Here is a 23,604-nt window from a genome sequence, read left to right as displayed (position 1 = left end):
GGATTGTTGCCTCCCTGTTTTGGCCTTCTTTTGCAATCTTTTATGTCCCGCTTTTTCATGATAGCGTGATTATTGTCGCGCTGAACTGAGTTGGTCTTTTAAGATTACCTCTTCAAAAGGAGTCTGATCCATGTTCCGTTTACCCCGTTTTCTGCTCCTGGCTTGCGCTGCGGGCTACATGGCCTGCGCCGCGCCAGTTCTGGCCGCCGATACTCTCTTGATGGCAACCACCACCAGCACGCAGGATTCCGGCCTGCTCGAATATCTGGAGCCTGTCTTCAAGCAGGAAACCGGCATTGAGCTTAAGTGGGTTGCCGTGGGTACCGGCAAAGCCCTTGAAATCGCCAAAAATTGCGATGCCGACGTGCTGCTGGTGCATGCGCCTTCGGCTGAGCTTGAATTCGTTAAGGCCGGGCATGGCGTGGACCGCCGTCAGGTCATGTACAATGACTTTGTGATCGTTGGCCCCGTGGCTGACCCCGCTGGCGTGAAAGGGCAGACCACTGCCGAGGCGCTGAAGCGTATTCTGGATACCAAGTCGGGCTTTGTGAGCCGTGGCGACCAGTCCGGCACGCACAAGGCGGAGCAGAAGTTGTGGCAGCAGAGCAATATTGTGCCTGACAAGGATCCCAAATATTTTTCTGCGGGGCAGGGCATGATCTCCACCCTGAACATGGCTGCAGAAAAGCAGGCCTACGCCCTCACAGACCGTGGAACCTGGATCACCTTTGCCGACAAGATGGGCGACAAAAACCCGCTGGCTATCGTGGTTGAAGGCGACAAGGCCCTGTTCAACCAGTACAGCGTCATCACGGTCAATCCCGTCCAGTGCCCCAAGGTCAAGACCGATCTGGCCAAGAAGTTTGAAGACTGGTGGGTTGCCCCGGCCACCCAGCAGAAGATCGCCGGGTACATGCTCAAGGGGAAACAGCTTTTCTTCCCCAATGCCAACAAGTAGCGCACCCCGGTAGCGCAGGCATGTAACACGCATTCGCCCGAGGCCCGTGGTGTGCCCCGGCTTCGGGCGAATGCTGTTTTGACCAGCAACGAGCGGCAACAATGGATTATCTTATCAACGGCTTCAGCAGTGCCTTGTATCTGCTCACGCATATGGATGCGGCCACGCTTTCGGCCATTTACGCAACCATTGCGTCTACCTGCTACGCCATGGCGGCAGCCTTGCTGCTGGGGGTGCCGCTGGGTTTTCTGCTTGGGCATTGCTCCTTTCCCGGTAAAAGGGCGCTGCGGCTGATTTCAGATACCTTGCTGGCCTTTCCCACAGTGCTGATCGGCCTGCTGGTCTACGCCTTTATCACCGCGCGCGGCCCCCTTGGCGAATACGGTCTGCTGTTTACCCTGCCGGGTATGGCCATCGGGCAGGCGGTGCTGGCCCTGCCCATAGTGATTTCGTGGACAGCACAGGCGCTTGAAGACCTTGATCCCCGCTGCCGCGAAACCCTGCTTACGCTGGGTGCCAACGGCAGGCAGCTTGCCATGTACGCGCTGTGGGAGTGCCGTTACGCCGTGGGCATGGTGTGTGTTACGGCCTTTGGCCGTGTCATTACAGAAGTGGGCGTGGCCATGATGCTTGGGGGCAACATTCGTTATGCCACCCGCACCATGACAACGGCCATTGCCCTTGAAACCAGCAAGGGCGATTTTGCCCAGGGGATTGCCCTTGGCCTTGTGCTGCTGCTCATGGCCTTTGTGGTCAATCTGGCGCTTGCATTTTTCAGGCGCAGGGGGCGGGCATGAGCGCCAATCTGTATGAAGCCCGCAACCTTGTGCAACGCTACAATGGGCGCGAGGCGCTCAATGTGCCGCACCTTGCTATTGGGCAGGGCGAGGCGGTCTTTCTCACCGGCCCCAATGGCTGCGGCAAATCGACCCTGTTGCGGCTGCTGGCCTTTCTGGAGCACCAGGCTGCTGGCGAGCTGCGCTATGCCGGTGGTGCGGAAGGGCGCAAGGAGGCAACCCTGCTTTTGCAGGATCCCTACCTGTTGCACATGAGCGTTTTCAACAATGTGGTGCTTGGGCTGAAGTTCCGCAACCAGACGGCTGACCTGCGGCAGACTTTTGAACGCTGCATGCAGGCCGCAGGTTTTGGCGATCCCTGGAATTTTGCGGATCGCGGCCCGCGCGAACTCTCTGGCGGAGAACGCCAGCGGGTTGCCCTGGCATCGCGCCTGGCCCTGCGGCCCAGAGTGCTGCTGCTTGACGAACCAACAGCCAATGTGGATGCCGCAAGCGCACGGGCTATTGCCCTGGCAGTAAGGAACAGCACGGCAGAAGGCATGACTGTTGTCTGCGCCACACATGATCCTGCTCTTTTGCGCGCACTTGATGCAAGGGAAATCAAACTTGGCGCAGCGTGGGACATGGACACTCGCGTTTCGTCATCATAGATCCTGCCTGCATTATCCCGGTTCCCGTTTACAGCATTTCCCCTTATTCCTCCGTATTGCACAAAAACTCCCCTTTCCTCCCCAACTTTTCCTCTTGCGGGAGAAAAGCGAGACGTTTTTTTTACCCGCTTGCACTTTTTTTTCTCACAATGGTATCGAAGGATAAACACAAACAGGCGTAGATGCGCCTTGTTTAAGGAGGCTCCATGTTCCGTTTTTTGCGCGTCAATATGGCAACCAAGACCTGTGTTTTTGAAGAAATCCCTCAAGAATACGCTGGCCTTGGCGGCCGTGCGTTGACTTCTACCATCGTTGCGCGTGAGGTGCCGCCCACCTGTACGCCCATTGGCCCCCACAACAAGCTTGTTTTTGCTCCCGGCCTGCTGGGTGCCACCAATAGCCCCAACGCCAACCGTATTTCCGTGGGCTGCAAAAGCCCGCTGACCGAAGGCATCAAGGAATCCAACGCGGGCGGTCAGCCCGGCGGTCACTTGGCCCGTTTGGGCATTCTGGCTGTTATTGTGGAAGACATGGCCAAGGAAGGCGAGTGGTGGCAGCTTGAAGTGAGCAAGGACCACGCCAAGCTGATTCCCGCCGAAGTAGCCGGAATGAACAACTTTGATGCCGTGGCCAAGCTGGTGGAAAAGTACGGCAAGGATTGCAGCTACATCACCATTGGCCGCGCGGGCGAATTCAAGCTCACGGCGGCTTCCATTGCCTGCACCGACCGCGAACTGCGCCCCATGCGCCATGCCGGGCGCGGCGGCGTTGGCGCGGTAATGGGTTCCAAGGGCCTCAAGGCCATCATTGTGAATCCCGAAGGCGGCAAGAGCCAGCCTCTGGCTGACGAAAAGGCTTTTCGCGAGGCTTCCAAGCGCTTCGCCACGGCGCTTTCCGAACACCCCATCACCAGCAAGGGGCTTGCCGAATACGGCACCGCCGTGCTCGTCAACATCCTGCACGAGGCGGGCGGCCTGCCCACCGCCAACTTTACTGTTGGGCAGTTTGACAAACATGAGGCTGTTTCGGGCGAGCTTTTGAACCAGCTCACCAAGGAACGCGGCGGCGAGGGCAAGGTGGCCCACGGCTGCATGAGCGGCTGCATGATCCGTTGCAGCGGCATTTTGCCCGACAAAAAAGGCAAGTTCCAGAGCAAGTGGCCCGAATACGAAACCCTCTGGTGCTTCGGCCCCCACTCAGGCATTGGCGACCTTGATGCCATCTCCAAGTACGACTACATGTGCGATGATATCGGCGTTGACACCATCGACGTGGGCGTTGCCGTGGGCGTGGCCATGGCTGGCGGCGGTATCCCCTACGGAGATACCAAGGCTGTGCTTGATGTCATGAACGGCATCAGCGAGGGCTCTCCGCTTGGTCGTATTGTTGGTTGCGGCGCGGCCACCACGGGCCGGGTGTTTGGCGTGCGGCGCGTGCCTGCGGTCAAGGGCCAGAGCCTGCCCGCATATGATCCCCGTGCGGTCAAGGGCCAGGGCGTCACCTACGCCACCTCGCCCATGGGCGCGGACCACACCGCCGGTTACGCCGTGACGGCCAACATCCTTAACTGCGGCGGTACGGTTGACCCCCTCAAGAAGGACGGGCAGATCGAGCTTTCACGCAATCTCCAGGTGGCTACCGCCTCTGTGGATTCCGTGGGCCTGTGCCTGTTCACGGCCTTTGCCATCCTTGACGTGCCGGATGCCCTGCCCGCCATTGTGGACATGCTCAATGCCAAGTTTGGCTGGAAGCTCACCGGCGACGACGTTGTGACGTTGGGCCAGCGTATTCTTTCCACAGAAATCGACTTCAACCGCCGCGCGGGCATCACCCAGGCTGCGGACGTGCTGCCCGATTTCTTCACTGACGAAAAGCTGCCCCCGCACAACACCACTTTCGACATCACCCACGAAGAACTCAAGACGGTCTTCAACTGGATTGAGGAAAAGAAGTAGGGTCGCCCTTATTGGTCTCCGCTCCGGCTGGCTCGGAGCGGAGACCAGAAATTTTGTTTTACGGCGGCGCCATAGCGCGCCCCGGCTGGCTTGACTGTTTTCGGACAGGGCGGGCATAACTGGACAAGACCTCATGAGGTCAAGGAGCGTCCATGAAACTGACCGTTAAGCTGAGCACCACCCTGCGTGACTACGTGCCGGACTATGTGCCGGAAACAGGCCTGCAGGTGGAAATGCCGGAAGGAAGCACTGTAGCCCAGTTGGCGCAACATCTGGGTTTGCCGCCGCAAGACATAAAAATTGTCATGGTCAACGGACGCCAGCAGAAGGTGAACGATCCCATGCGCGACGGAGACCGTATTGCCTATTTTCCGGCTGTCGGAGGAGGCTAGGCCCGTTGACCATGACAATATCTGATCTGCATCAGTTCTTCCGCCCCTATATCCGGGCAAGATACCCCACAAAATCTGCTGGCGACGCGCAGGAAACCCTGTTCGTGAGCCTTGAGGGCTTGCGCCTTTGGGCTGCGTCCCAGGCTCTGACGTTACGTGCTGCCATGATTTATCTGTTGGGGCAGGATATCTGGCCGGAGCGCTTTCGCCGGAATTTCGGGCTGGTCACAGCGGAGGAAATGACGCGGCTGCTGCAAAGCCGTGCCCTGGTGCTGGGCTGCGGCGGTCTGGGGGGACATGTGGCCGAGCTGTTGGCCCGCTCCGGCGTGGGGTGCCTCCGGCTGGTGGATAACGATGTGTTTGACGAGAGCAATCTCAACCGCCAGCGATTCTGCTCCGAGCGTATGCTGGGGCAGCGCAAGGTTTGCGTAGTGCGCAATGCTCTGGCGGATATTGCCAGCCACGTGGAAACAGAAGCTCTTGGATTAGTAGCAGATGCGGGCAATCTGCCCGATCTTGTGGCTGGTATGGACGTGGCCCTGGACTGTCTGGATAACATCAGCGCCAAAACAGCTCTGGAGCGGGCAGCCCTTGCTGCTGGCGTGCCCTTTATCCACGGTTCCGTACTGCGCGAAGAAGGTTTTTGCTACGCCAACTCAGGCCCGCAGGCGCGTCTTGAGGAGCTTTACCCGCAGGGGCAGAGCGACAGCGAGCTTGAGCATGCACGGCGCGAAGGCGTTGGGGCGCTGGCCCCGGCTTCGGTTGCCTGCCTCATGGCAAAGCTGGCTCTGCGGGCCATTTTGAGCCGCACCGCCAGCAGCGCGCTGTTCCACCTTGACCTCTCCGTGCCGGAGATGGAGCGCTTTGACTGGGCGGGCAAGGCCTAGCCGTTCATTTCATTTTCTTCCTATTTTCCGGCGTATTCCCAGATAATCTGTCCGGTTTTTTCCGTGCCGTAACCGCCCATGCCCTCCACTGTCTGGCGGAATGCTTCGCTGCGGATAACATCCAGCAGGGCCTGAACCGCATCCCCATCAAAAAAACGCTGGGGAATGACCAGATCATATTCCTCAACACCAACGGGCGTGAATGGCAGGCCCAGTGCGTTGGCTGCCGCCCGCACGGCAAGCCCGGCATCCACCCGGCCGGAAAGCACAGCGGCAGCGACGTTCATGTGGGTATATTCCTCGTCGCGGTAGCCGTTGATGCTTGTGGGCGCGATGCCAAGGCAACTCAGGCGGTAATCAAGCAGCACGCGGGTTCCGCTGCCGCGCTGCCGGTTGATGAAGCGTACCCCCGGCTTGGCGAGGTCTTCAATGCTGTTGATGCCAAGGGGGTTGCCGGGCGCGGTCAGAATTCCCTGTTCCCTGTCCACCAGACGCAGCAGCACTGTGGGCTCTTCCAGATTATCCTCAATGGCCTTGCGGTTGTATACGCCGCTTGCAGGGTCAAGCAGATGGCTGCCCGCCAGATGGCACTGCCCGCGCTTGAGCGCCATGATGCCGCCCAGCGAACCCACATGGGCCGAGGTGAGCCGGTACTGCGGATGCGCCTTGCGCAGCATGCTGTCCAGCAGGTCAAGTGTGTTGTCGTGACTGCCGATGGCAAGCAGTGCGCCCGCAAGAGCCGTGGCGGGGCGCAGCAGTTCAACTGTAACTGGTTCCCCGGCATTGCAGCCTTCGCTGTCGCGCGGAATGCGGATAATGCCGTCGGCCCGGCTGAGGCTGGTTATGGTGCCCGCGCCGCGCGGCAGGGGCACGGCCACAACCGTATCGCCCACGCAGCCCAGTTTGACCCGCAGTCTTTCTTCCATGCCGGGGCGCGAGGGCAGGGGATTGCAGGGAACCGCAGTGATCTTCTGCCGCTCGCTCATGGCTCGTTTCTGCCACAGGGCCAGCAAGGGCAGAACAAATTCTTCCATGGATATGCCAGCAGAAACCGGATACCCCGGCACACCCACCACGGGCTTGCCGTTGACCACCGCAAGCACCGTGGGTTTGCCCGGCATGACTGAAATGCCATGCGTCACCACGGTGCCCATCTGCCCGAGCACATGGGCCGTAAAGTCGTGGCTGCCAGCCGAAGACCCGGCATTGAGAATGACCATGTCGGCAGTTGCAATGGCGCTGGCAATGGCCGCGCGGATAGCCTCTGGGTCGTCAGGAACCACAGGTAGAGTGGCGGCTTCGCCCCCGGCCTCCGCAATCATGGCCGAAAAAATCAGTGAATTGAATTCGGGCAGCACACGGCCTGCGCGCAGGTCTTCCTCGCGCGCATCCACCAGCGGCACAATTTCCGACCCGCTGGGGATGATGGAAACGCGGGGGCGGCGAAATACTGGTACTTCAAGCGCGCCGCCAGCCGCCAGCGCGCCAAGGTCGTAGGGGCCAATGCACGTGCCGGGGGGCAGAATGATCTCTGTAGCCACCATGTCTTCACCCATTTTGCGCACGTGCTGCCAGGGAAAGGCGGCCTTTTCAATGACGGCCCACTGCGATTCGCCCTGAGAACCCTTTTCGGTCTCGGTATTGATGTTCTCCATCATGACCACGGCATTGCAACCCAGCGGCAAGGGGTGCCCGGTATTGATCCAGTGGGCCTGCTCGCCGATTTTGAGGCGCAAGGGGGTACGGGCGGAGGCGGTGAATGTATCCTCCGCATGTACGGCGATGCCGTCCATTGCCGCGCCGTGAAATGCCGGGGATGAGCGCAGGGCAGCTACGGGCCTGCTGAGCACGCGGCGCAGGGCCTGCGCCAGAGGGATGCGTTCTTCGCCAAGGGCGAAGGCTTTGGCGTCAAGGCATGAAAACCAGTTGGCGCGGGCTTCTTCCGGGGGCAGCAGGGTCAGATAGGTGTTGCGCTTCAAGATAATTCTCCCAGCAATAGTGCCAGACGCATACTGGTCTAGCGAAAAAGTTCCACCATTACGGTATCGCCCGCATCGTAGCCTTCGCGATTTTCAGGGCAGACCATGAGTCCGTCTGCCGCAGCAATGCCTGAAATAAGGCCCGATGCGCCCATGATGGGTTCCGCCTCGTACAGCGGTTGCAGGGTTTGGCTTGACTGCGTTTGCGCGGGGGGCTGGCTGGGCAGGGGGCGCAGTTTTACGCGCAGATAGTCGCGCCTGCCCTGTGCAGAAGCTACAGACCGTGCAAGCACTGCGGGAACCTGCGGCTGTTTTGCGGAATCGGCATGCCCTTGCAGATGCTCCAGCAAGGGAGCAAGAAATACGCGGGCGCAGACAAGCGCGCTGGCGACATGACCGGGCAGGCCCACAAGGCAGACTGTGCGCCCGTTTACTATGGCTTTGGCCAGAATAAAGGGTTTGCCGGGGCTGATGGCGACCCCGTGCACAAGCAGCTGCGCCTGAGGCAGGGACTCAAAAATTTCCACGGTGTGGTCGCGCATGCCCGCGGAGGAGCCGCCGGAAACCACCACCACGTCATGCATTTCTGCAAGTTGGGTTACGGCTGTTTTGAGCTTGGCGGCGTCATCGTTGACAATCCCGGCTCTCACGGCCTGCGCGCCAGCCTCTCGGCAGAGGGCTGCAATGCTGTGGGCGTTGATGTCGCGGATTTTGCCCGGCGGCGGAGTCGCGGAGCTGGGGACAACCTCATCGCCTGTGGAGAGTACGGCAACCAGCGGTTTGCGGCGTACCTCCACCTCCACCACGCCAAAAGCCGCCAGCAGGCCGATATCCTGTGGGCGCATGCGGTGCCCGGCTTGCAGCAGCAAAGACCCTGCGGTTGCGTCATCATCGCGAAAAATAACATTGTCGCCCGGAGCCTGACTGCGGGTAATCTCAATGAGGTTGCCGCCCGCAGGGCGGGAGTATTCAACCATCACCACGCAATCTGCACCCTGTGGCAGCATGCCCCCGGTGAGAATGCGCGCGGCCTGTCCTTCTTCAAGCTTGATATCCGGCACTTCGCCCATGCGGCAGTCGGCCACGCATTCCACCAGAGCGGGGTTGCCCTCCTGCGCGCCAAAAACATCGCGGGCGCGGCAGGCAAAACCGTCAACGGTGGAGCGGTCAAATCCCGGCAGGTCTTCTGTTGCCGAAAAGCATTGGGCAAGACCGCAACCAAGGGCGTCGTCCAGCAGGACGCGCTCTTCACCCAAAAGGGGAAAGGCCCGAATATGCTCAAGCACCGATTCAACTGATTGCAATGTCAAAAAAGGCTTCACCCAGCCCTCCGGTTCATGTGCGCGACGGTATGAAATTTATGGTAATACTGGCGCAAACGGGGGTAAAGGGCAATACGATTTGCGCAAGGGATGGTAAGTGCGCAAAGGCCGCCCATCTCAGGGCGGCCTTTGCAGTTAAAGCGCGCGGAAAGTTCAAAGGAATAGGCGACAACTCTTACAAGAGCTCTCCATATTTCCAGACAAATGTCTTTTTGGCGATTGTTGCCAGCACCATGTACAGCAGAATTGTTGCCGCAAGCCAGGCAAAGTACACGGGCGGCAGCGTGCCAAGCCCAATAGATGCCCCAAACGCCGTGAAGGGAATCATGGTGAGTACTGCAATGCCTGTAAACGTAACTAGAGTTACCGATGCCGAAGCGCGGCTTTGGAAAAACGGAATTTTGGGCGTGCGAATCATATGGATAACCAGAGTCTGGCTCCACATGGATTCCACAAACCAGCCCGCCTGAAACACCGCAATGTACTGCGCCTGCACCGCTGGGTCTGCAATCTGGTGAAACAGCTGCCCACCGCACATCATGGGGCAGATGACAAAATACATCAGCAGATAGGTTGTTATGTCAAAAACAGAGCTTGTAGGGCCGATCCACAGCATGAACTTGCCAATGGACGAAGCATCCCATTTCCTTGGAACACTTAGATATTCCTTGTCCACGTTGTCCCATGGTATTGCCGTGCAGCTCAGATCGTAAATGAGATTCAACAGAATCAGGTGGATTGAGAGCATGGGCAAAAATGGCAAAAACGCGCTGGCCGCAAGCACCGAAAACATGTTGCCGAAGTTGGAACTGGCGGTCATCTTTATATATTTGATCATGTTGGCATATGTTTTTCTGCCTTCAATGATGCCTTTCTCCAGAACCATCAAATCTTTTTCGAGCAGGATAACGTCGGCAGATTCCTTGGCGATATCTACAGCGCTGTCCACAGAAATGCCCACATCGGCAGCTTTCATAGCGGCAGCGTCGTTTATTCCATCGCCCATGTAGCCAACACTGTGGCCGTTTGTTCGCAAGGCAGTAATAACCTGCGTTTTCTGCTGGGGAGAAAGCTTGGCAAATACGCTCACATTCTCCACCTGCCGGCAAAGCTCCTCTTCGTTCATGGCCGCAATATCAGACCCCAGCAGCATGTGTTCAACCGGAATCTTCAACTGGCGACATACGCAGCGCGTAACCTTGTCGTTGTCGCCAGTAAGAATTTTTACGCCCACACCGTGCTCATGCAAGGCTTTCAGTGCCCTTTCTGTTGACTCCTTTGGCGGATCAAGAAAGGCCAGATACCCCATCAAAACCATGTCGGATTCATCGGCAACAGAAAAAGCGCCAACCGGTGAAGGATTGGTTTTTTGTGCCACCGCTATAACGCGCATTCCGTCATCGTTAAGGGCCGACACTTTTTTTAAGATGTACTCCCTGATATCATCAGAGAGGGGAAGCACCTCGCCCTTGTATTCAGCATAGCCGCAAACAGAGAGCATTTCTTCTACAGCGCCCTTGGTGATCATCTGGGTTTTGCCATTTGAAACCACAACGCTCATGCGCCTTCTTTCAAAATCAAAAGGAATTTCATCCACCTTGGTGTACTTGTCAGAGAGGTCAACCAGGGATGGGTTTTCTTTTTGCTCTTGAAGAGTGCGCTCGATGATCGCAAAATCAATCAGATTTTTGAGGCCGGTCTGATAGTAGCTGTTCAGAAATGCGTGGCGGAGAACCCTGATGTCTTCCTGCCCATGGATATTCAGGTGGTACTGCAAAACAACTTTGTCGAGGGTAAGCGTGCCCGTCTTGTCAGTGCACAGAATATCCATAGACCCAAGATTCTGTATGGAATTTAGGTTCTTGATGATGGTTTTTTCGCGGGCCATGCTGACCGCGCCCTTGGCAAGGCATGTTGTCACAATCATGGGCAACATTTCGGGGGTCAAACCCACAGCAACCGAGAGCGCAAACAGGGCGGCGTCAACCCAGTCGCCCTTGGTGAAGCCATTGATAAACAGAACCAGGGGCACCATGATCAGCATAAAGCGAATAAGCACCCACGAAACCTGATTGATGCCTTTTTCAAAGCTGGTTTGTGCGGGCTTTGCAGTAATGCTCTTTGCCATTTCGCCGAATATGGTGGAATCGCCGGTTGCGACCACAACTCCCATTGCGCTTCCGCTGACCACGTTTGATCCCATAAAGGCAAGGTTCGGGCACTCCGCCATGCTGTTCAGGCCGCTTTCAACCTCACTGGCGATTTTTTCTATGGCGATGCTTTCGCCAGTCAGGGCAGATTGGCTGACAAAAAGGTCTTTGGCCTGAATTATGCGCATATCTGCGGGTATCATGTCGCCTGCGGCCAGATAAACAATATCGCCGACAACCACTTCTTCAAGCGGAATTTCGGCCCTGCCGACTTCCCGCCGCTGAACGCAGGTGGTTGTCTTGATCATTTTCAGCAGATTTTCGGCAGCCGCACCGCTACGAGCCTCCTGCACAAAGCGCAGAATGCCAGAGATCATGACCATGGTCATGATGATGACTACGGTTTTGGGGTTCGCTTCGCCAGGCTCTGCCCACACAATATCCGTGCAGGCTGAAACTGTGGCCAGGCCAAGAAGAATGGCCGTAAAGGGATTGATGAACGCTCCAACTAACCTGCTGAATAGAGACTGTTTTCTTCCGCGAGTGATGACATTGCTGCCAAACAGGTCACGCGAGGTTTTGACTTGCGCTTCATTAAGGCCATCTCTGGCCGTTTTGAGCTTCTTGAGCAGGGTGTTGGCATCGAGCAATGCTGCAAGTGCAAGGCGGTCGCCAGCTTCTTTATAGTGGCGTTCCCTTGTACGGGCATTTTTGCGCGCAGTGCGAGTAGATTGACGCATGAGTGCACCTCCACAAATGAAAACTGATGGAAGCACAGCCCATAATCTGATGAACCCAGAGCTATCGTGGCGGAACGGACATAAACATCCCTTCCGTCACGCACCTTCGCGGTACGAAATCAGAATTTGGGCTGTATCTACTGTCCGGTTCCATTTTTGTCCTCTGAGTTAGGGAATGTTCCCTGTTTAGGCAGAATTGCCAGCTTTATAAAAAAAGCCCCGGTCATGGCGCACAACGATGACTGGGGCAGCTACCCTGAAGCCCCAATATTGGGCCTCGTGTCATCGTTCAAGTTTTAGCCTCTCAGGGCAGTGAAGTTACATAGTCCATGCCTTTGACGACACCGACTGTTGGCCTTCTCATAGTGTCTCCACTACTCCGCGGCAGTAACCCATATCCCTGAGGTAGCCTCGCCTACCGATAAGCTAGAAGTCACCTACGCCCCTAAGTGCGAGGAGTCAATGGCTGAATGGAAATGTTCAACAAGGCATGGAATAGCAGTGCACAAAGTATTTTTATACGTCTGGCAAACTCCCAGTGATTTTTATGTAACAGGCTTAAATTGTGTGGGATATAGTGAAAAATATGAAAAGGCTGCAATGGGCTAGCCGAGAATATAGATAAGTGGGAAGTAGCAGATATTTTAAAAATAATTAAATAATATCAATGAGTAAAAGAAATCACGAAAGAGAGCCAATGCATAGGACACCCCACAGAGGACCAAAACGTCCCGATTCTCGCAGTTGAGAGCCAGTTACCCCTAAAAGTTACCCCAATAAATTTGCCGCGGCCAACGAACTCACGCGAAACGAAAAGAACCATTGGGGGGCGCAAAACGCAAAGACCGCCGAAGTTGTGCAACTTCGGCGGTCTTTGTCTGAACAGTTCTTGGTGGGCCCACCAGGACTTGAACCTGGGACGGGCCGGTTATGAGCCGGAGGCTCTACCAACTGAGCTATAGGCCCCAAGGAGGGGAAATATAGCTGCAAGGCTGGCTTCGGTCAAGTGCGCGTATCAGGCAGCGTTGGGCGGGCCGCAAAACCAGCCCCTACTACATGGCGTTGCCTGCTTCCAGCAAGGAAATCTGCTCGTCCATGGCCTTTTTCAGCGGGGCGGGCAGGCCCATGATGTCCACGTTCAAAAAGCCCCGCACAATGGTGGCGGCGGCTTCGTCTTCGTCCAGACCGCGCGCCATGAGGTATTCAATTTCCTCCTGCGCGATCTTGCCCACCGCGGCCTCGTGCGAAAGCTCCACGCCGTCCTGGTTGCTGTCCAGCTCGGGGATGGCGTGCATGCGCCCGCCGCCAAGAATCAGCCCCTTGCATTCAAGGTGCCCCTTGGCGGGAGCGGCCGAAGCGCCGATAAAGCCCCGGTTGATGACCGTGCCGCCCGTGGTGACTACGCGCGAGATGATTTCGCCGCGCGTATCGGGGGCCGCAAGGTCGATGCGGTTGCCACAGTCCACATAGGAGCCTGTGGGGGCCACCACAACAGAGTTGAAGCGGGCCACTGCTCCGGCTCCAGCCAGAGTCATGGTGGGGTACATTTGCAGGTCGCCCACAGGCTTGAGCAGAATGTAGTTGTTCTGGAACTCGCCCCCGGCCTCAACAATCCCGGCGGAACGGGGGCGTACAGTCGTGCTGCTGCCCCAGTTGTGAATCATGGTAAAGGTCAGCTTGCCGCCTTTTTCCACATAATATTCGGTCACGCCCAGATGGGCGGCATCGTTGGCATCGTGCGCTGTGGCGCAACCGCCAAGAATATGCAGTTCGGCACCTTCTTCAACAATCACGATATTGTGGATGCTCTGGCCCGCGCCGTGCCCCTTGATGAACATGCAGGACTGCACGGGCTGGGCGATTTTGACGCCCTTGCGCGCCCGCACAAAGTAGCCGCCGTTGCAGTGCTCCTGCGCCATGCGCGTGAACTCGTCCTTTTCGGGATTCAGCAGCTTCCAGTAATACTGGGGCAGGCCGTCGAACTTTTTCAGCGCCGTGCGGATGTCCATGAGGTCGAGCCCCTCATGGCGCGTTTCGCAGTGCACGCCAGCGTGGTTGAGCTGCATGAACGCGCCGCTGGCGGTGCTGTCGTTCACATCGATGCCAGCCAGCACCAGACGTTCCTGATCTTCGCGGGGCAGGGCTGCGAGGTTTTCAATGGGTGCGGCGTTTTCGCCGCCGCTGAACTGAAAGCGGGAAAGATTGACAGAACTCATTTAAGGGGCGCCTCCGCAATTTTGCCAAGCATGTCGCCGGTGAGGCAGCGCAGACATTCCTGATAGCCATGGGTAGCGATGTGATCCAGAATTTCGCGGGGCCGCGCCTCGCAGCACAGCTTGCCCTGATACATGACCTGCCCGCGGTGGGCATTGACGTATTCGAGAATATGACCGGTGTGGGTGATGATAAGACCGCTGGTGGAGCGCACCTTTTCACGCTGCCGCAGCGTGGCGCAACATCGGTCGGGTGTGCCGTCAAGCAGGTAGCGCACGGTTTTGCCCACAAGCGCCATGTTTTCAAGGTCAACGCCGGATTCCGGCTCGTCAAAGAGCAGCAGGTCGGGCCTCTGGGCCATGAGTTGCAGCAGTTCGGAGCGCTTGATTTCGCCGCCGGAAAAGCCCGCGTTCACATCGCGCTTGAGAAAATGGTCAAAATGCACCTTGCGGGCCATGTCCTCTATATCCATTTCGCGCCCGCGCCCGCACAGTTCCACCAGCTTGCCCGTGGGCAGGCCGTGGATGGTGGGGGGCCGCTGAAACGACATGCCAATGCCGAGGCGCGCACGCTCGTACATGGGCGCGTGGGTGATGTCTGTGCCTTTGTAGATGATCTGGCCCTGCGTGACCTCATACCCCGCAAAGCCCATGAGGGTCATGAGCAGGGTGGTTTTGCCGGAGCCGTTGGGGCCAAAAAGAATGAATGTTTCGCCTGGGCAGATGTGCAGATCAATGCCCTTGAGCACGGGCGTGCCCTTGACCGAAACATGCAGGTCACGGATTTCAAGCATCTTCTTCTCCGGTTTCGCCCAGATACTCCAGCACATCATAATGCACGTGATCCAGAATATGGGTCAGTCTGGAAACGCACTCCTCGCCCACGGCGCTGCCAATCAGGGTGACAATAAAGGCCGCGCGCTTGGAATTGACCAGCGCTTCATAGCCAGGATCAGCGGAATACGGAATGGCCCGGATGGAATCGCTGAATTCCTGGAGCTTTGCTTCGTCGAGATATTTGATGGGCTGGGGCTCGTTGTCGAGATAGGCTATGCCGTCCCGCAGCTCCAGCATGATCGGTTTGCCACGCAGATACGCGATGCACACTTCCATGGTAATCCCCTTGGTTTTGTGATGCCGCATAGTGGCAAACTTGCCACCCCCTGTCCAGAGATGCGGCGCATTCAGCTGCCTGTCTTTATTGGAGCGTGGCGAGGTATAGCGGCGCTGTTCAAGTGCTGGCGCGCCTTTGCCGGATATGTGGCATATGTCAAATATGGTGAAAATGCACACGGCAGATCACGCAACACTACGCGGCAGCAGGGTTTAGTTCCCCACTGCCGCGCAGCAGTGCCTGACGGGCAAGAATTATCTGTGCCGGGGCGTCATGCTGGACCCTCAGGCAAGGCCAAAGCGCAGGGCGGCATATCCCACCACCTTGCGGGTATCGCCCGATGCCGTGGCTGATGTGTCGTACAGGCACAGTTCCGCCCACGGTTCGCCCAGGGCGCGGGCGGCAAACAGGGCCAAGGCCATGGGAGCCGCCCCGCACATGGTGATTTTTTCACGCTGCACCATGGTGAGCAGACCTTCCGGGTCGCAGGCCAGCGCCTGCGAAAGGGCGAAGGCGTCCTTGCGCATGGTGGTTTCTTGGTCTTCGTAATGGTTCATGTCGGAGCTGACGATGATGCCGATCCGTTCGCCCTTGTTTTCGTACTGGCGGATGACCTCCGCCAGCGCAAGCCCCGCATCCTGCAGGGCCTTGTGCTGCATGGTGCCCACGCACACAGGTGTGATGCGGCGGGTCGCGCCGGGCGTTCCCTGCGGCGGCATGCATTGCAGAAAAGGCAGCAGGACTTCTATGGAATGCTCGCCAAGGTGCGAGTGCAGGTCAGGCGTAAAACCGCCCTTGCCGCACAGGCTGGCGGTCAGTTCCGCATCCACGTCAACACTGCCCAGCGGGGTACGCCACGTGCCATCCGGCCACACGCCGAGGGGCGCGCCTCTGCCCGTGTGGTTGGGGCAGAGCAGCACGAGCCGCTCCGGCAGGCTGGCTCCGGCTGTTGTTTTGTTCCAGGGGCTCATGAGCGCGGCCCCCAGCACGTTGCCGCAGTATACATAGCCAGCATGGGGAAGCATAAGGCCGCACAGGCTTGCGGACGCCTTGCGCTTTGCGTCAATGGGCGCAGTTGCCGACAAGGCTTTTCCAGCCGTGAGGTATGACCTGATTTCCTTTTGCAGCTCACCGGGCGAAGCGGGATAGAAACGCCCGGCTGCGACTGGTTCACGTTCGGGCATGAGTACTCCTCGCTGGCGCGTCAGTTCAGCCCGCCCAGCAGGGCATAGTGGGTTTCCATGTATTCCTGAAGGCCCTCGCGGCTGCCTTCCCGGCCAATGCCGCTGAATTTCACGCCGCCAAAGGGTGTTTCGGCAGCAGCAAGGCCCGCATCATTAAAGCCAGCCATGCCGTACTGCAATTTGTTGAACAGCCGCCAGATGCGCGGCATATCGCGTGTGCAGATATATGAGGCCAGGCCGAATTCCGTATCATTGGCAAGGGAAATGGCTTCTTCTTCATCGTCAAAAGTCATGAGGGCGGCCACCGGGCCGAATATTTCCTCGCGGAAAATGCGCATCTGCGGGTTCAGGCCCAACAACAGGGTAGGCTCGTAAAAATTGCCGCCAAGGCTGTGCGGCTTGCCGCCAAACAGCAGTTGCGCGCCTTTTTCCACGGCGTCTTTTACCAGGGCATCCGTGTGGGCCACGGCATCGGCATTGATAAGCGGGCCCATGTCGGTCTCCGGCTTGAGGCCGTCGCCCACGCGCAGGGCGCTGATGTGATCGAGCAGATTGGTGGCGAAGGTCTCCGCCATTCCGCTCTGCACCAGAAAACGGTTAGCGCAGATGCAGGTTTGCCCGGCATTGCGGAATTTACAGGCCATGGCCATTGTCACGGCCTTGTCCATGTCCGCATCGTCAAACACAATAAAGGGCGCGTTGCCGCCAAGCTCCATGGAAATGCGCTTGAGCGTAGGCCCGCACTGGGTTGCCAGTTGCAGCCCCACCGCCGTTGAGCCGGTAAAACTGAGCTTGCGCACCAGCGGGTTGGAGGTGATCTCGTTGCCGATGCGCCGCGCGTTGCCCGTAACAACGTTGAAAACCCCGGCTGGGATGCCCACCCGCACGGCCAGTTCCGCCATTGCCAGCGCGCTGTAAGGCGTGGCGCTGGCAGGTTTGACCACCATGGTGCAGCCTGCCGCCAGCGCAGGGGCCACCTTGCGCGGGATCATGGACATGGGGAAGTTCCACGGCGTGATGGCCGCAGCCACACCCACAGGGGCATGACGGGTGAGGGCCTGCACCCCGTGGCGGTATACGGGCGTGACCTCGCCGCTGAAGCGGCGGGCTTCTTCCGCAAACCAGGGAAAGTACGATGCACCCTGAAGGATCTCTGCTCTGGCCTCGGCCAGGGGCTTGCCTTCTTCAAGGGTAAGCAGGCGGGCCAGATCTTCAATGTTATCGGCAATGGCGCGTTCCCAGGCGTGGAGCAGAGCGCCCCGTTCCAGAGGCGTTCTTGCGCTCCAGACAGCAAAGGCAGCCTGCGCGGCCTCAATGGCCTCGCGGGTTTCGGCCTCGCCGCAGTTGGGCACGGTGCCCAACTGTTTGCCGTTGGCGGGATTAATGACTTCAATAACGCTTTTGTCGGCCGCATCGCGCCAGTGCCCATTGATGAGGCACTGGCTGCGGAACAGCTCCTGATCGTGCAGAATACGGTACATAAAACCCCCGTCATGAGCCCCGCAGGGCATCAGAACAGCTGCATGCCGTCTATCCAGTGGTGCTTGACCCTGCCGCGCAGGGGCTGACCCAGAAATGGCGTGTTGCAGCTCTTGGAATAGAGGTTTTCTGGCCCGGGAACCCATGTTTCGTCCGGGTCAAGCAGGAAGAAATCTGCTGGATCGCCGGGGGTAAAGCCGTTGCAGGGCAGGTTGAAAATCTCTGCCGGGCGGCGGCTCCACAGCCGGTGCACATCGGCCTCTGTCAGCACGCCTTCGGCCACCAGCCCCCAGGTGAGGCTGACAGCCAGATCAAGCCCGGTAAAGCCGCACATGGCATCGTCCAGTGTGCCTTCTTTTTCGTGGGCGGCGTGGGGGGCGTGGTCTGTGGCGAGTATGTCGATGGTGCCGTTTTTCACGGCGCGGCGCAAGGCCTCGCGGTCTGCCGAGGTGCGCAGGGGCGGGCTGACCTTGGCCTGGGTGTTGTAGCCCTCAAGGGCGGTTTCATCCAGCAGCAGATAGTGGGGGCAGGTTTCGGCAGTCACCTTGACGCCGCGCGCCTTGCCCCAGGCGATGCAGTCAACGGTCAGCGCAGCGGAAACATGGGCAATATGCACGGATACGCCAAGGTATTCGGCCAGCATGATGTCGCGCATGGCCTGACTGGCCTCGCCAGCGGCGGGCTGTCCTTTGACGCCGAGCAGACCACTGGTCACGCCTTCGTGCATGCGCCAGCCCTTAGCCAGTTGCGGGTCCTCGCAGTGGTCTATGAGCACCAGATCAAGGTCTGCGCCGTATTCCATGATGCGCCGCACAAGCTCCGCATTTTCCAGCGGGCGGCCATCGTTGGAAACAGCCACGCAGCCCGCTTCCTTGAGTTCCGCGAGGGGGGCCATTTCCTCACCCTTGAGGCCCACGGTGGCGGCGGCAATGGGGTGGAGGCGCGGGCCGTTGGGGTGGCTTTTGCGCGCGCTGTCGAGCATGGCACGCGTGATGCTGGCCGTGTCGTTGACGGGCTTGGTGTTGGCCATGCACATCACTGCGCCAAAGCCGCCCCGCGCTGCGGCCTCGAGGCCGGAGGCTATATCTTCCTTGTATTCAAAGCCCGGTTCGCGCAGGTGCACGTGGGCGTCGATGCAACTTGGCATGAGCACAAGGCCGTGGGCGTCAAAAACTTCGCGGCTGTCGTAGGTATGGTGGCCTGCCGGGGTCATGGTGACAATTTTGCCGTGCCGTACCAGCAGGTCTACCGGGGCTTCAAGGTGGCGTGCGTTCTTTATCAAGAGGCTCATGCGCGTACTCCATCGTTGCGCGTGGCCAGCAGATAAAGCACGGCCATGCGCGTGGCGACGCCTGCGGCCACCTGATTCAGCACCAGGCTCGCGGGGGCGTCTGCTATGTCATTGGAAATCTCAAGCCCACGGTTCATGGGGCCGGGATGCAAAACCTTGGCTTCGGGCGCGGCAAGGGCCAGCTGGCTGGAACCAAGGCAGAAACGGCGGGAATATTCCGCAAGGTCGGGCAAGAGGCCCGCCTGCTGGCGCTCAAGTTGCAGGCGCAGACACATGACGGCGTCCACATCGCGCACGGCTTTGTCCAGCTCCGTGTAGATTTCCACGGGCCAGTGATCCACACCGGCAGGCAGCAGGGTGCGCGGGGCGCACAGGCGCACCTTGACGCCCAGCATGGTGAGCAAATGCATGTTTGACCGGGCCACGCGGCTGTGGGCAATGTCGCCCAGAATCAGCAGGGTACGCCCGGCAAAGCGGTTTTGCCATGCCTGCCGCAGGCTGTAGCAGTCAAGCAGGGCCTGCGTGGGGTGGGCATGCCAGCCGTCGCCTCCGTTGACAATGCCGCAGGGCAGCAGCTCCGCAAGAAAGCGCGCCGCGCCGCTGCTGGGGTGGCGGATGACAATGACATCCGGCCCCATGGCCTGAAGGGTGAGCCCCGTATCTTTGAGGCTTTCGCCCTTGTTCAGGCTTGAGCCTGATTTTGCCAGGGAATAGGTGTCGGCGGAAAGGCGTTTGCCCGCCACGTCAAAGGACGTCTTGGTGCGGGTGCTGTTTTCCACGAAAAACAGCACAACGGTCTTGCCCTTGAGGGTTGGCACCTTCTTGACCGGACGGCTGTTGATTTCCTGAAAGCTGGCGGCCAGGTCCAGCAGGTGCATGGTGTCTTCCGCGCTCAGTTGGGTGACGTCCAGCAGGTCTTTGTGGGGCCAGTGGTAGCGATTGTCGGTATTCATGACGTTGCGTGGTAAAAAGGTCAAAAAAAATCCCCGTTGCTATACAACGGGGGAATACGAAAAACGCCTGCAAATGCGAAAAAAATCAGGGAGGCCGGGGGCGCTGTGCTTGCCCTGCCATAGGAAATTGCGCAAACGGGCGTTGGTCTTCATAAGTAGCAAATGTAGGCGCGCTTGGACGCTTTGTAAAGCAAAAAGTCGGTTGACGCTTGCAGGGGCATTGTCTAGTTGTAGGGCGTACCGCGCACCAACGCAGACGTTTTTTGCGGCGCGGCTGTAAGTATCTTCAGCGAGGAGAACCACATGCTTGTGTCTCTTGTGGCCTACGTCTTGTGCGGGGCTGTGGCCGGTGTTCTGGCCGGGCTTCTGGGTGTTGGCGGCGGTATTGTTCTGGTGCCCCTGATGGTTGCCATTTTTCCCACAGTGGGAGTTCCTCCCCAGTATGTGCAGCAGATGGCGCTCGGCACTTCGCTTGCCAGCATCATGATCACCTCCATCTCCAGCGCGCGGGCGCATAATGCCCGCGGCGCCGTGCACTGGGATATTTTCAAGGCCATTACCCCCGGCATTCTTGTGGGTACGTTCTTCGGTGGTCTTGTTGCTACCCATATGCCCACCATGTTCCTGAAGATATTTTTTATCTGCTTTATCCTTTTTGTGTCGGCGCAGATGCTCTCCAACTACCGGCCCCCGGCCAGCCGTGATCTGCCCGGCAAGATGGGAACCGCCGGCGTGGGCGGCGTCATCGGCCTCGTGTCGAGCTTTGTGGGTATCGGCGGCGGTACGCTTTCCGTGCCGTTCATGACCTTTTGCAACGTGCCGCTGCACCATGCCGTGGGCACCTCCGCCGCCATTGGTTTTCCCATTGCCGTGGCGGGTACGCTGGGCTTTATTGTGGGCGGCTGGGGCAGGCCTGATCTGCCCGCCATGTCGCTTGGCTTTGTGAACCTGTGGGCGCTGCTGGGTATTGCCACAGCCAGCTTTATGACCGCCCCGCTTGGCGCAAAGCTTTCGCATGCCTTACCCGCCGACAAACTCAAGAAAGGTTTTGCCTGTTTTTTGATCCTTGTGGCCTTGAAGATGATCTGGGGCCTGGTGTAACGTAGACCCATGAAGCTTCAGTCGTACAACAAGGCTCTGGCCGAATCGGTGGTCTGGAACCTGCTCTGGCTTACGCTGGGGTCGGTTCTTATGGCCATATGCATTCAGAGCGTGGCCGCGCCCCATGGCTTCCTTTCCGGGGGAGTCATGGGCGTGGGCCTGCTGGTCAATTACTGGACAGGCACGCTCACGCCGCTGGTCTGGTATGCCCTGCTGTGCGTTCCTGTGTATGCTTTGGGCTGGTTTGGCGTGGGCAAACGATTTTTGCTCTACACGGCCTACGGAACCCTTTGCACTACATTGTTCAGTTTTTTTATCACCTTTGAAATCCCCATTACCAACGAAGTGTACGCCACCGTGGTGGGCGGGGTGCTGCACGGTGCAGCCTGCGGCATCATGCTGCGCACCCTTGGCAGCAGCGGCGGTACGGATGTGGTTGCCGTGCTGCTCAAGGAACGCTGGAGCGTACCCATCGGGCAATTCAATTTTCTGTTCAATTCCCTGCTGTTTCTTACGGCGGCCTCGCACATGGCGCTGGATCTTATTGTTGCTTCCATGCTGATGATGTTCATTTCGGCCAGTACGCTGGAGTATGTGCTGGGCCTGTTCAACCGGCGCAAGCTCGTTATGATCATTTCTGACCACGGTGAAGAAATCAGTGAGGCCATTTTGGTGACAGAGCGCTTTGGCGCTACGCTTGTACGCGGCAAGGGGGCCTACTCCGGCTCCGACCGCGAAATCCTGCTCACCGTCACCAACAATGTGGCGCTCAAGCGGCTGGAGAATCTGGTGTTCAGCATTGATCCGCGCGCCCTGTTCATTGTGGAAAACACGTTCTATGTGTCGGGCGGGCAGTTTGCCCGCAGAAGCCGTTGACGGCGGAGGCCCCATGAACCCGGAAGCCACGGAATCTCCTGAATCTGACGAGCCGTCGGAGGCCTTGCTGGCCATCAGGGCCAAGAGCATTCTGACCCTTGGCGGCGAAGGCCCCGCACGGGCCGCCCGCCTTTTTGCCCCGCTGAAAAAAATCGACAACGGCGTACTGCTGGTGCGCGGCGGGCTGGTGGAGGATGTTCTGCCGTGGTCGCAGGCCAAACTACCCGCAGGTGCGCTGGTGCGCGATGTGGGCGCTGTTTGTCTTGCGCCTGCCTGCGTCAACGCGCACACGCATCTGGAACTTTCGCATCTGGCGGAGAAAACCCGCTGGGGGCGCGGCTTTACCGCATGGCTGCAAAGCCTTATTCCCCTGCTGGGCGCTGCCCCGCAGGCGGATGCAGTGGAAAGTGCCTGCGCCGCACTGGCCCTGTATGGCACGCTGTATGTGGGCAACATCACTGGCTCCCTGCCCGGCGGCACGGCTCTGGTCGATGCGGCCTGCAATGAGGCGGGGCTGACCGCAAGCCATTTTTGCGAATGGTTTGGCTTTGGCGCGCCCTTTGCCGATGGTGAACGCCCCTGGCCGCCGCGTTGCCGTCAGGCTCTTGTCGATGATCCCTTTCTCATGGCCCGTTGCGCTCCCGGCGGGCATGCCCTGTACTCCACCGGGCCGGAAATCCTCAGCGCCGCGCGGCAGGACTGCTCCCGCATGGGACGCGTGTTTTCCTTCCACCTTGCGGAATCGCCCGAAGAAACCCAGTTGCTCACATCGGGCAGCGGGCCTTTGCGCGATCTGTACGCCGGGGTTGTGCTGCCGCCAGATTGGTCTGCGCCGGGTCTGCGCCCGCTGGCTTATGCGGTGAAGCTGGGCCTGCTCGGCCCCGGTACCCTGGCCGTGCACGGTGTGCAGCTTGACGCGCAGGAAGTCGAGGTCCTGGCAGCCAGCGGCGCGGCCCTGTGCCTTTGCCCTCGCTCAAACCGCAATCTTGGCGTAGGGGTGCCGCCTGTGCGCGAGCTTATGGAAAGCGGCGCGCTGCTGTGCCTTGGCACGGACGGGCTGACCTCCAACCGCGATCTGGATGTGCGAAAAGAGGCGGTGTGGCTGCGCGAAACAATGGACGTGCCGCCGGAAGCTCTGGTGCGCATGCTGACGATTAACGGCGCTGCCGCCCTGAATCTTCTGGGCTGCGGGGCAGGGCGGCTGGAAAAGGGCGGGCCTGCGGATTTTTGTGTACTGCCTGAAAACCTGACCTACTAGCCATCCATGAGCCAACAGCGTTTTCTGAGGATCGCAAATAGCTGTCACTCCTCTGAAGGCAGCTATAAATACCTTGAAATTATTCTCGATTATCTGTGTTTGCGTTTGGCGCATAAAGTCCTTGTCAGGGTAATTTGTTGCTGGCAGTATTCGCCCAGCAGACTGACGCCGTTACGGCATGTATCGCCAGCCTGCCGGTTGCGCCGCCAGGGGGTATTTGCGGCTTATCCGGGTTTGGGGATGCCGACCGCGTTATTTACTGCAAGCGGCTTGCCGCTTTTTCTTAACCTGCGCCAAGAAGGACA

At 58.8% G+C, this 23,604-nt stretch carries 19 protein-coding genes, 1 tRNA gene and 1 riboswitch; of the genes, 9 read left to right on the top strand and 11 right to left on the bottom strand.

Translation table 11 applies throughout. The features are described 5' to 3' along the window. Positions 1–130 precede the first annotated feature (130 nt). From RDK48_RS11275 to RDK48_RS11250, 6 genes are all read left to right on the top strand, one after another. Positions 131–958 (top strand): substrate-binding domain-containing protein, encoded by an 828-nt coding sequence (locus RDK48_RS11275; RefSeq protein WP_298995694.1) that lies wholly within the window; start codon positions 131–133, stop codon positions 956–958. Between the two features lie 101 nt (positions 959–1,059). Beyond that, on the top strand, positions 1,060–1,755 hold the full coding sequence (locus tag RDK48_RS11270; protein ID WP_298995697.1) for an ABC transporter permease: 696 nt from the start codon (positions 1,060–1,062) through the stop codon (positions 1,753–1,755). Continuing rightward, positions 1,752–2,405, top strand: a complete 654-nt coding sequence (locus RDK48_RS11265; RefSeq protein ID WP_298995699.1) for an ATP-binding cassette domain-containing protein — start codon at positions 1,752–1,754, stop codon at positions 2,403–2,405. Before RDK48_RS11270 ends, RDK48_RS11265 begins: the two co-directional genes overlap by 4 nt. 206 nt (positions 2,406–2,611) lie before the next feature. Next, positions 2,612–4,360 (top strand): aldehyde ferredoxin oxidoreductase C-terminal domain-containing protein, encoded by a 1,749-nt coding sequence (locus RDK48_RS11260; RefSeq protein WP_298995701.1) that lies wholly within the window; start codon positions 2,612–2,614, stop codon positions 4,358–4,360. A gap of 152 nt (positions 4,361–4,512) precedes the next feature. Continuing rightward, positions 4,513–4,752, top strand: a complete 240-nt coding sequence (locus RDK48_RS11255) for a MoaD/ThiS family protein (RefSeq protein ID WP_298995703.1) — start codon at positions 4,513–4,515, stop codon at positions 4,750–4,752. A gap of 11 nt (positions 4,753–4,763) precedes the next feature. After that, a complete protein-coding gene (locus RDK48_RS11250) occupies positions 4,764–5,639 on the top strand; it encodes a ThiF family adenylyltransferase (RefSeq protein WP_298995705.1) in 876 nt (291 codons plus the stop codon). A 20-nt stretch (positions 5,640–5,659) separates the two neighbouring features. Here the strand turns inward: RDK48_RS11250 and RDK48_RS11245 are convergent, their stop codons facing one another. The 11 genes from RDK48_RS11245 to RDK48_RS11195 form a co-directional block, all read right to left on the bottom strand. Continuing rightward, positions 5,660–7,618, bottom strand: a complete 1,959-nt coding sequence (locus RDK48_RS11245; protein WP_298995707.1) for a molybdopterin biosynthesis protein — start codon at positions 7,616–7,618, stop codon at positions 5,660–5,662. Between the two features lie 38 nt (positions 7,619–7,656). Continuing rightward, on the bottom strand, positions 7,657–8,940 hold the full coding sequence (gene glp, locus RDK48_RS11240) for a gephyrin-like molybdotransferase Glp (protein ID WP_298995709.1): 1,284 nt from the start codon (positions 8,938–8,940) through the stop codon (positions 7,657–7,659). Positions 8,941–9,115: 175 nt separating this feature from the next. Next, positions 9,116–11,830: a magnesium-translocating P-type ATPase gene (mgtA, locus tag RDK48_RS11235; protein WP_298995711.1), complete on the bottom strand. Its 2,715-nt coding sequence runs from the start codon at positions 11,828–11,830 to the stop codon at positions 9,116–9,118. Positions 11,831–12,104: 274 nt separating this feature from the next. Continuing rightward, positions 12,105–12,260, bottom strand: a riboswitch (M-box (ykoK) riboswitch). A 460-nt stretch (positions 12,261–12,720) separates the two neighbouring features. Then, positions 12,721–12,796: transfer RNA gene (locus tag RDK48_RS11230), tRNA-Ile, on the bottom strand. Between the two features lie 86 nt (positions 12,797–12,882). Beyond that, positions 12,883–14,046, bottom strand: coding sequence for a SufD family Fe-S cluster assembly protein (locus RDK48_RS11225; RefSeq protein WP_298995713.1), 1,164 nt, complete (start codon positions 14,044–14,046; stop codon positions 12,883–12,885). Continuing rightward, positions 14,043–14,837 carry an ABC transporter ATP-binding protein gene (locus tag RDK48_RS11220; protein ID WP_298995715.1) on the bottom strand — a complete coding sequence of 265 codons (795 nt, stop codon included), beginning with the start codon at positions 14,835–14,837 and terminating at the stop codon, positions 14,043–14,045. Before RDK48_RS11220 ends, RDK48_RS11225 begins: the two co-directional genes overlap by 4 nt. Beyond that, positions 14,830–15,156: a hypothetical protein gene (locus RDK48_RS11215; RefSeq protein ID WP_240823902.1), complete on the bottom strand. Its 327-nt coding sequence runs from the start codon at positions 15,154–15,156 to the stop codon at positions 14,830–14,832. The genes RDK48_RS11220 and RDK48_RS11215 overlap by 8 nt, the downstream gene beginning before the upstream one ends. Before the next feature lie 285 nt (positions 15,157–15,441). Continuing rightward, a complete protein-coding gene (gene amrB, locus RDK48_RS11210; protein WP_298995719.1) occupies positions 15,442–16,341 on the bottom strand; it encodes an AmmeMemoRadiSam system protein B in 900 nt (299 codons plus the stop codon). 20 nt (positions 16,342–16,361) lie between these two features. Then, the gene (locus tag RDK48_RS11205) at positions 16,362–17,822 is read right to left on the bottom strand and encodes an NAD-dependent succinate-semialdehyde dehydrogenase (protein ID WP_298995721.1); all 1,461 of its coding nucleotides are present in this window, start codon (positions 17,820–17,822) and stop codon (positions 16,362–16,364) included. A 29-nt stretch (positions 17,823–17,851) separates the two neighbouring features. Further along, a complete protein-coding gene (locus RDK48_RS11200; RefSeq protein ID WP_298995722.1) occupies positions 17,852–19,111 on the bottom strand; it encodes a dihydroorotase in 1,260 nt (419 codons plus the stop codon). Continuing rightward, positions 19,108–20,064 carry an aspartate carbamoyltransferase catalytic subunit gene (locus RDK48_RS11195; protein ID WP_022657966.1) on the bottom strand — a complete coding sequence of 319 codons (957 nt, stop codon included), beginning with the start codon at positions 20,062–20,064 and terminating at the stop codon, positions 19,108–19,110. Before RDK48_RS11195 ends, RDK48_RS11200 begins: the two co-directional genes overlap by 4 nt. Before the next feature lie 303 nt (positions 20,065–20,367). Between RDK48_RS11195 and RDK48_RS11190 the strand changes: the two genes are divergently transcribed. From RDK48_RS11190 to RDK48_RS11180, 3 genes are read left to right on the top strand one after another with little or no spacing between them, the layout of a single operon-like run. Beyond that, positions 20,368–21,165 carry a sulfite exporter TauE/SafE family protein gene (locus tag RDK48_RS11190; protein ID WP_298995723.1) on the top strand — a complete coding sequence of 266 codons (798 nt, stop codon included), beginning with the start codon at positions 20,368–20,370 and terminating at the stop codon, positions 21,163–21,165. A 9-nt stretch (positions 21,166–21,174) separates the two neighbouring features. After that, positions 21,175–22,041 carry a YitT family protein gene (locus tag RDK48_RS11185; RefSeq protein WP_298995725.1) on the top strand — a complete coding sequence of 289 codons (867 nt, stop codon included), beginning with the start codon at positions 21,175–21,177 and terminating at the stop codon, positions 22,039–22,041. A 13-nt stretch (positions 22,042–22,054) separates the two neighbouring features. Further along, positions 22,055–23,299: an amidohydrolase family protein gene (locus RDK48_RS11180; RefSeq protein ID WP_298995727.1), complete on the top strand. Its 1,245-nt coding sequence runs from the start codon at positions 22,055–22,057 to the stop codon at positions 23,297–23,299. The last annotated feature ends 305 nt before the right edge of the window (positions 23,300–23,604 follow it).

Source organism: uncultured Desulfovibrio sp., from assembly GCF_902477725.1.
Taxonomy (GTDB): Bacteria; Desulfobacterota; Desulfovibrionia; order Desulfovibrionales; family Desulfovibrionaceae; genus Desulfovibrio.
This window is presented reverse-complemented; position numbering and strand designations above follow the sequence as displayed.

What these genes read in the sequence shown, in the direction of transcription:
- RDK48_RS11265 (WP_298995699.1), top strand. Translation starts at nt 1,752, where the DNA reads ATGAGCGCCAATCTGTATGAAGCCCGCAACCTTGTGCAACGCTACAAT.
- RDK48_RS11250 (WP_298995705.1), top strand. Translation starts at nt 4,764, where the DNA reads ATGACAATATCTGATCTGCATCAGTTCTTCCGCCCCTATATCCGGGCA.
- RDK48_RS11220 (WP_298995715.1), bottom strand. Translation starts at nt 14,837, where the DNA reads ATGCTTGAAATCCGTGACCTGCATGTTTCGGTCAAGGGCACGCCCGTG.
- RDK48_RS11275 (WP_298995694.1), top strand. Translation starts at nt 131, where the DNA reads ATGTTCCGTTTACCCCGTTTTCTGCTCCTGGCTTGCGCTGCGGGCTAC.
- RDK48_RS11260 (WP_298995701.1), top strand. Translation starts at nt 2,612, where the DNA reads ATGTTCCGTTTTTTGCGCGTCAATATGGCAACCAAGACCTGTGTTTTT.
- RDK48_RS11180 (WP_298995727.1), top strand. Translation starts at nt 22,055, where the DNA reads ATGAACCCGGAAGCCACGGAATCTCCTGAATCTGACGAGCCGTCGGAG.
- RDK48_RS11190 (WP_298995723.1), top strand. Translation starts at nt 20,368, where the DNA reads ATGCTTGTGTCTCTTGTGGCCTACGTCTTGTGCGGGGCTGTGGCCGGT.
- RDK48_RS11215 (WP_240823902.1), bottom strand. Translation starts at nt 15,156, where the DNA reads ATGGAAGTGTGCATCGCGTATCTGCGTGGCAAACCGATCATGCTGGAG.
- RDK48_RS11185 (WP_298995725.1), top strand. Translation starts at nt 21,175, where the DNA reads ATGAAGCTTCAGTCGTACAACAAGGCTCTGGCCGAATCGGTGGTCTGG.
- mgtA (WP_298995711.1), bottom strand. Translation starts at nt 11,830, where the DNA reads ATGCGTCAATCTACTCGCACTGCGCGCAAAAATGCCCGTACAAGGGAA.
- RDK48_RS11195 (WP_022657966.1), bottom strand. Translation starts at nt 20,064, where the DNA reads ATGAATACCGACAATCGCTACCACTGGCCCCACAAAGACCTGCTGGAC.
- RDK48_RS11270 (WP_298995697.1), top strand. Translation starts at nt 1,060, where the DNA reads ATGGATTATCTTATCAACGGCTTCAGCAGTGCCTTGTATCTGCTCACG.
- RDK48_RS11205 (WP_298995721.1), bottom strand. Translation starts at nt 17,822, where the DNA reads ATGTACCGTATTCTGCACGATCAGGAGCTGTTCCGCAGCCAGTGCCTC.
- RDK48_RS11200 (WP_298995722.1), bottom strand. Translation starts at nt 19,111, where the DNA reads ATGAGCCTCTTGATAAAGAACGCACGCCACCTTGAAGCCCCGGTAGAC.
- RDK48_RS11225 (WP_298995713.1), bottom strand. Translation starts at nt 14,046, where the DNA reads ATGAGTTCTGTCAATCTTTCCCGCTTTCAGTTCAGCGGCGGCGAAAAC.
- RDK48_RS11255 (WP_298995703.1), top strand. Translation starts at nt 4,513, where the DNA reads ATGAAACTGACCGTTAAGCTGAGCACCACCCTGCGTGACTACGTGCCG.
- amrB (WP_298995719.1), bottom strand. Translation starts at nt 16,341, where the DNA reads ATGCCCGAACGTGAACCAGTCGCAGCCGGGCGTTTCTATCCCGCTTCG.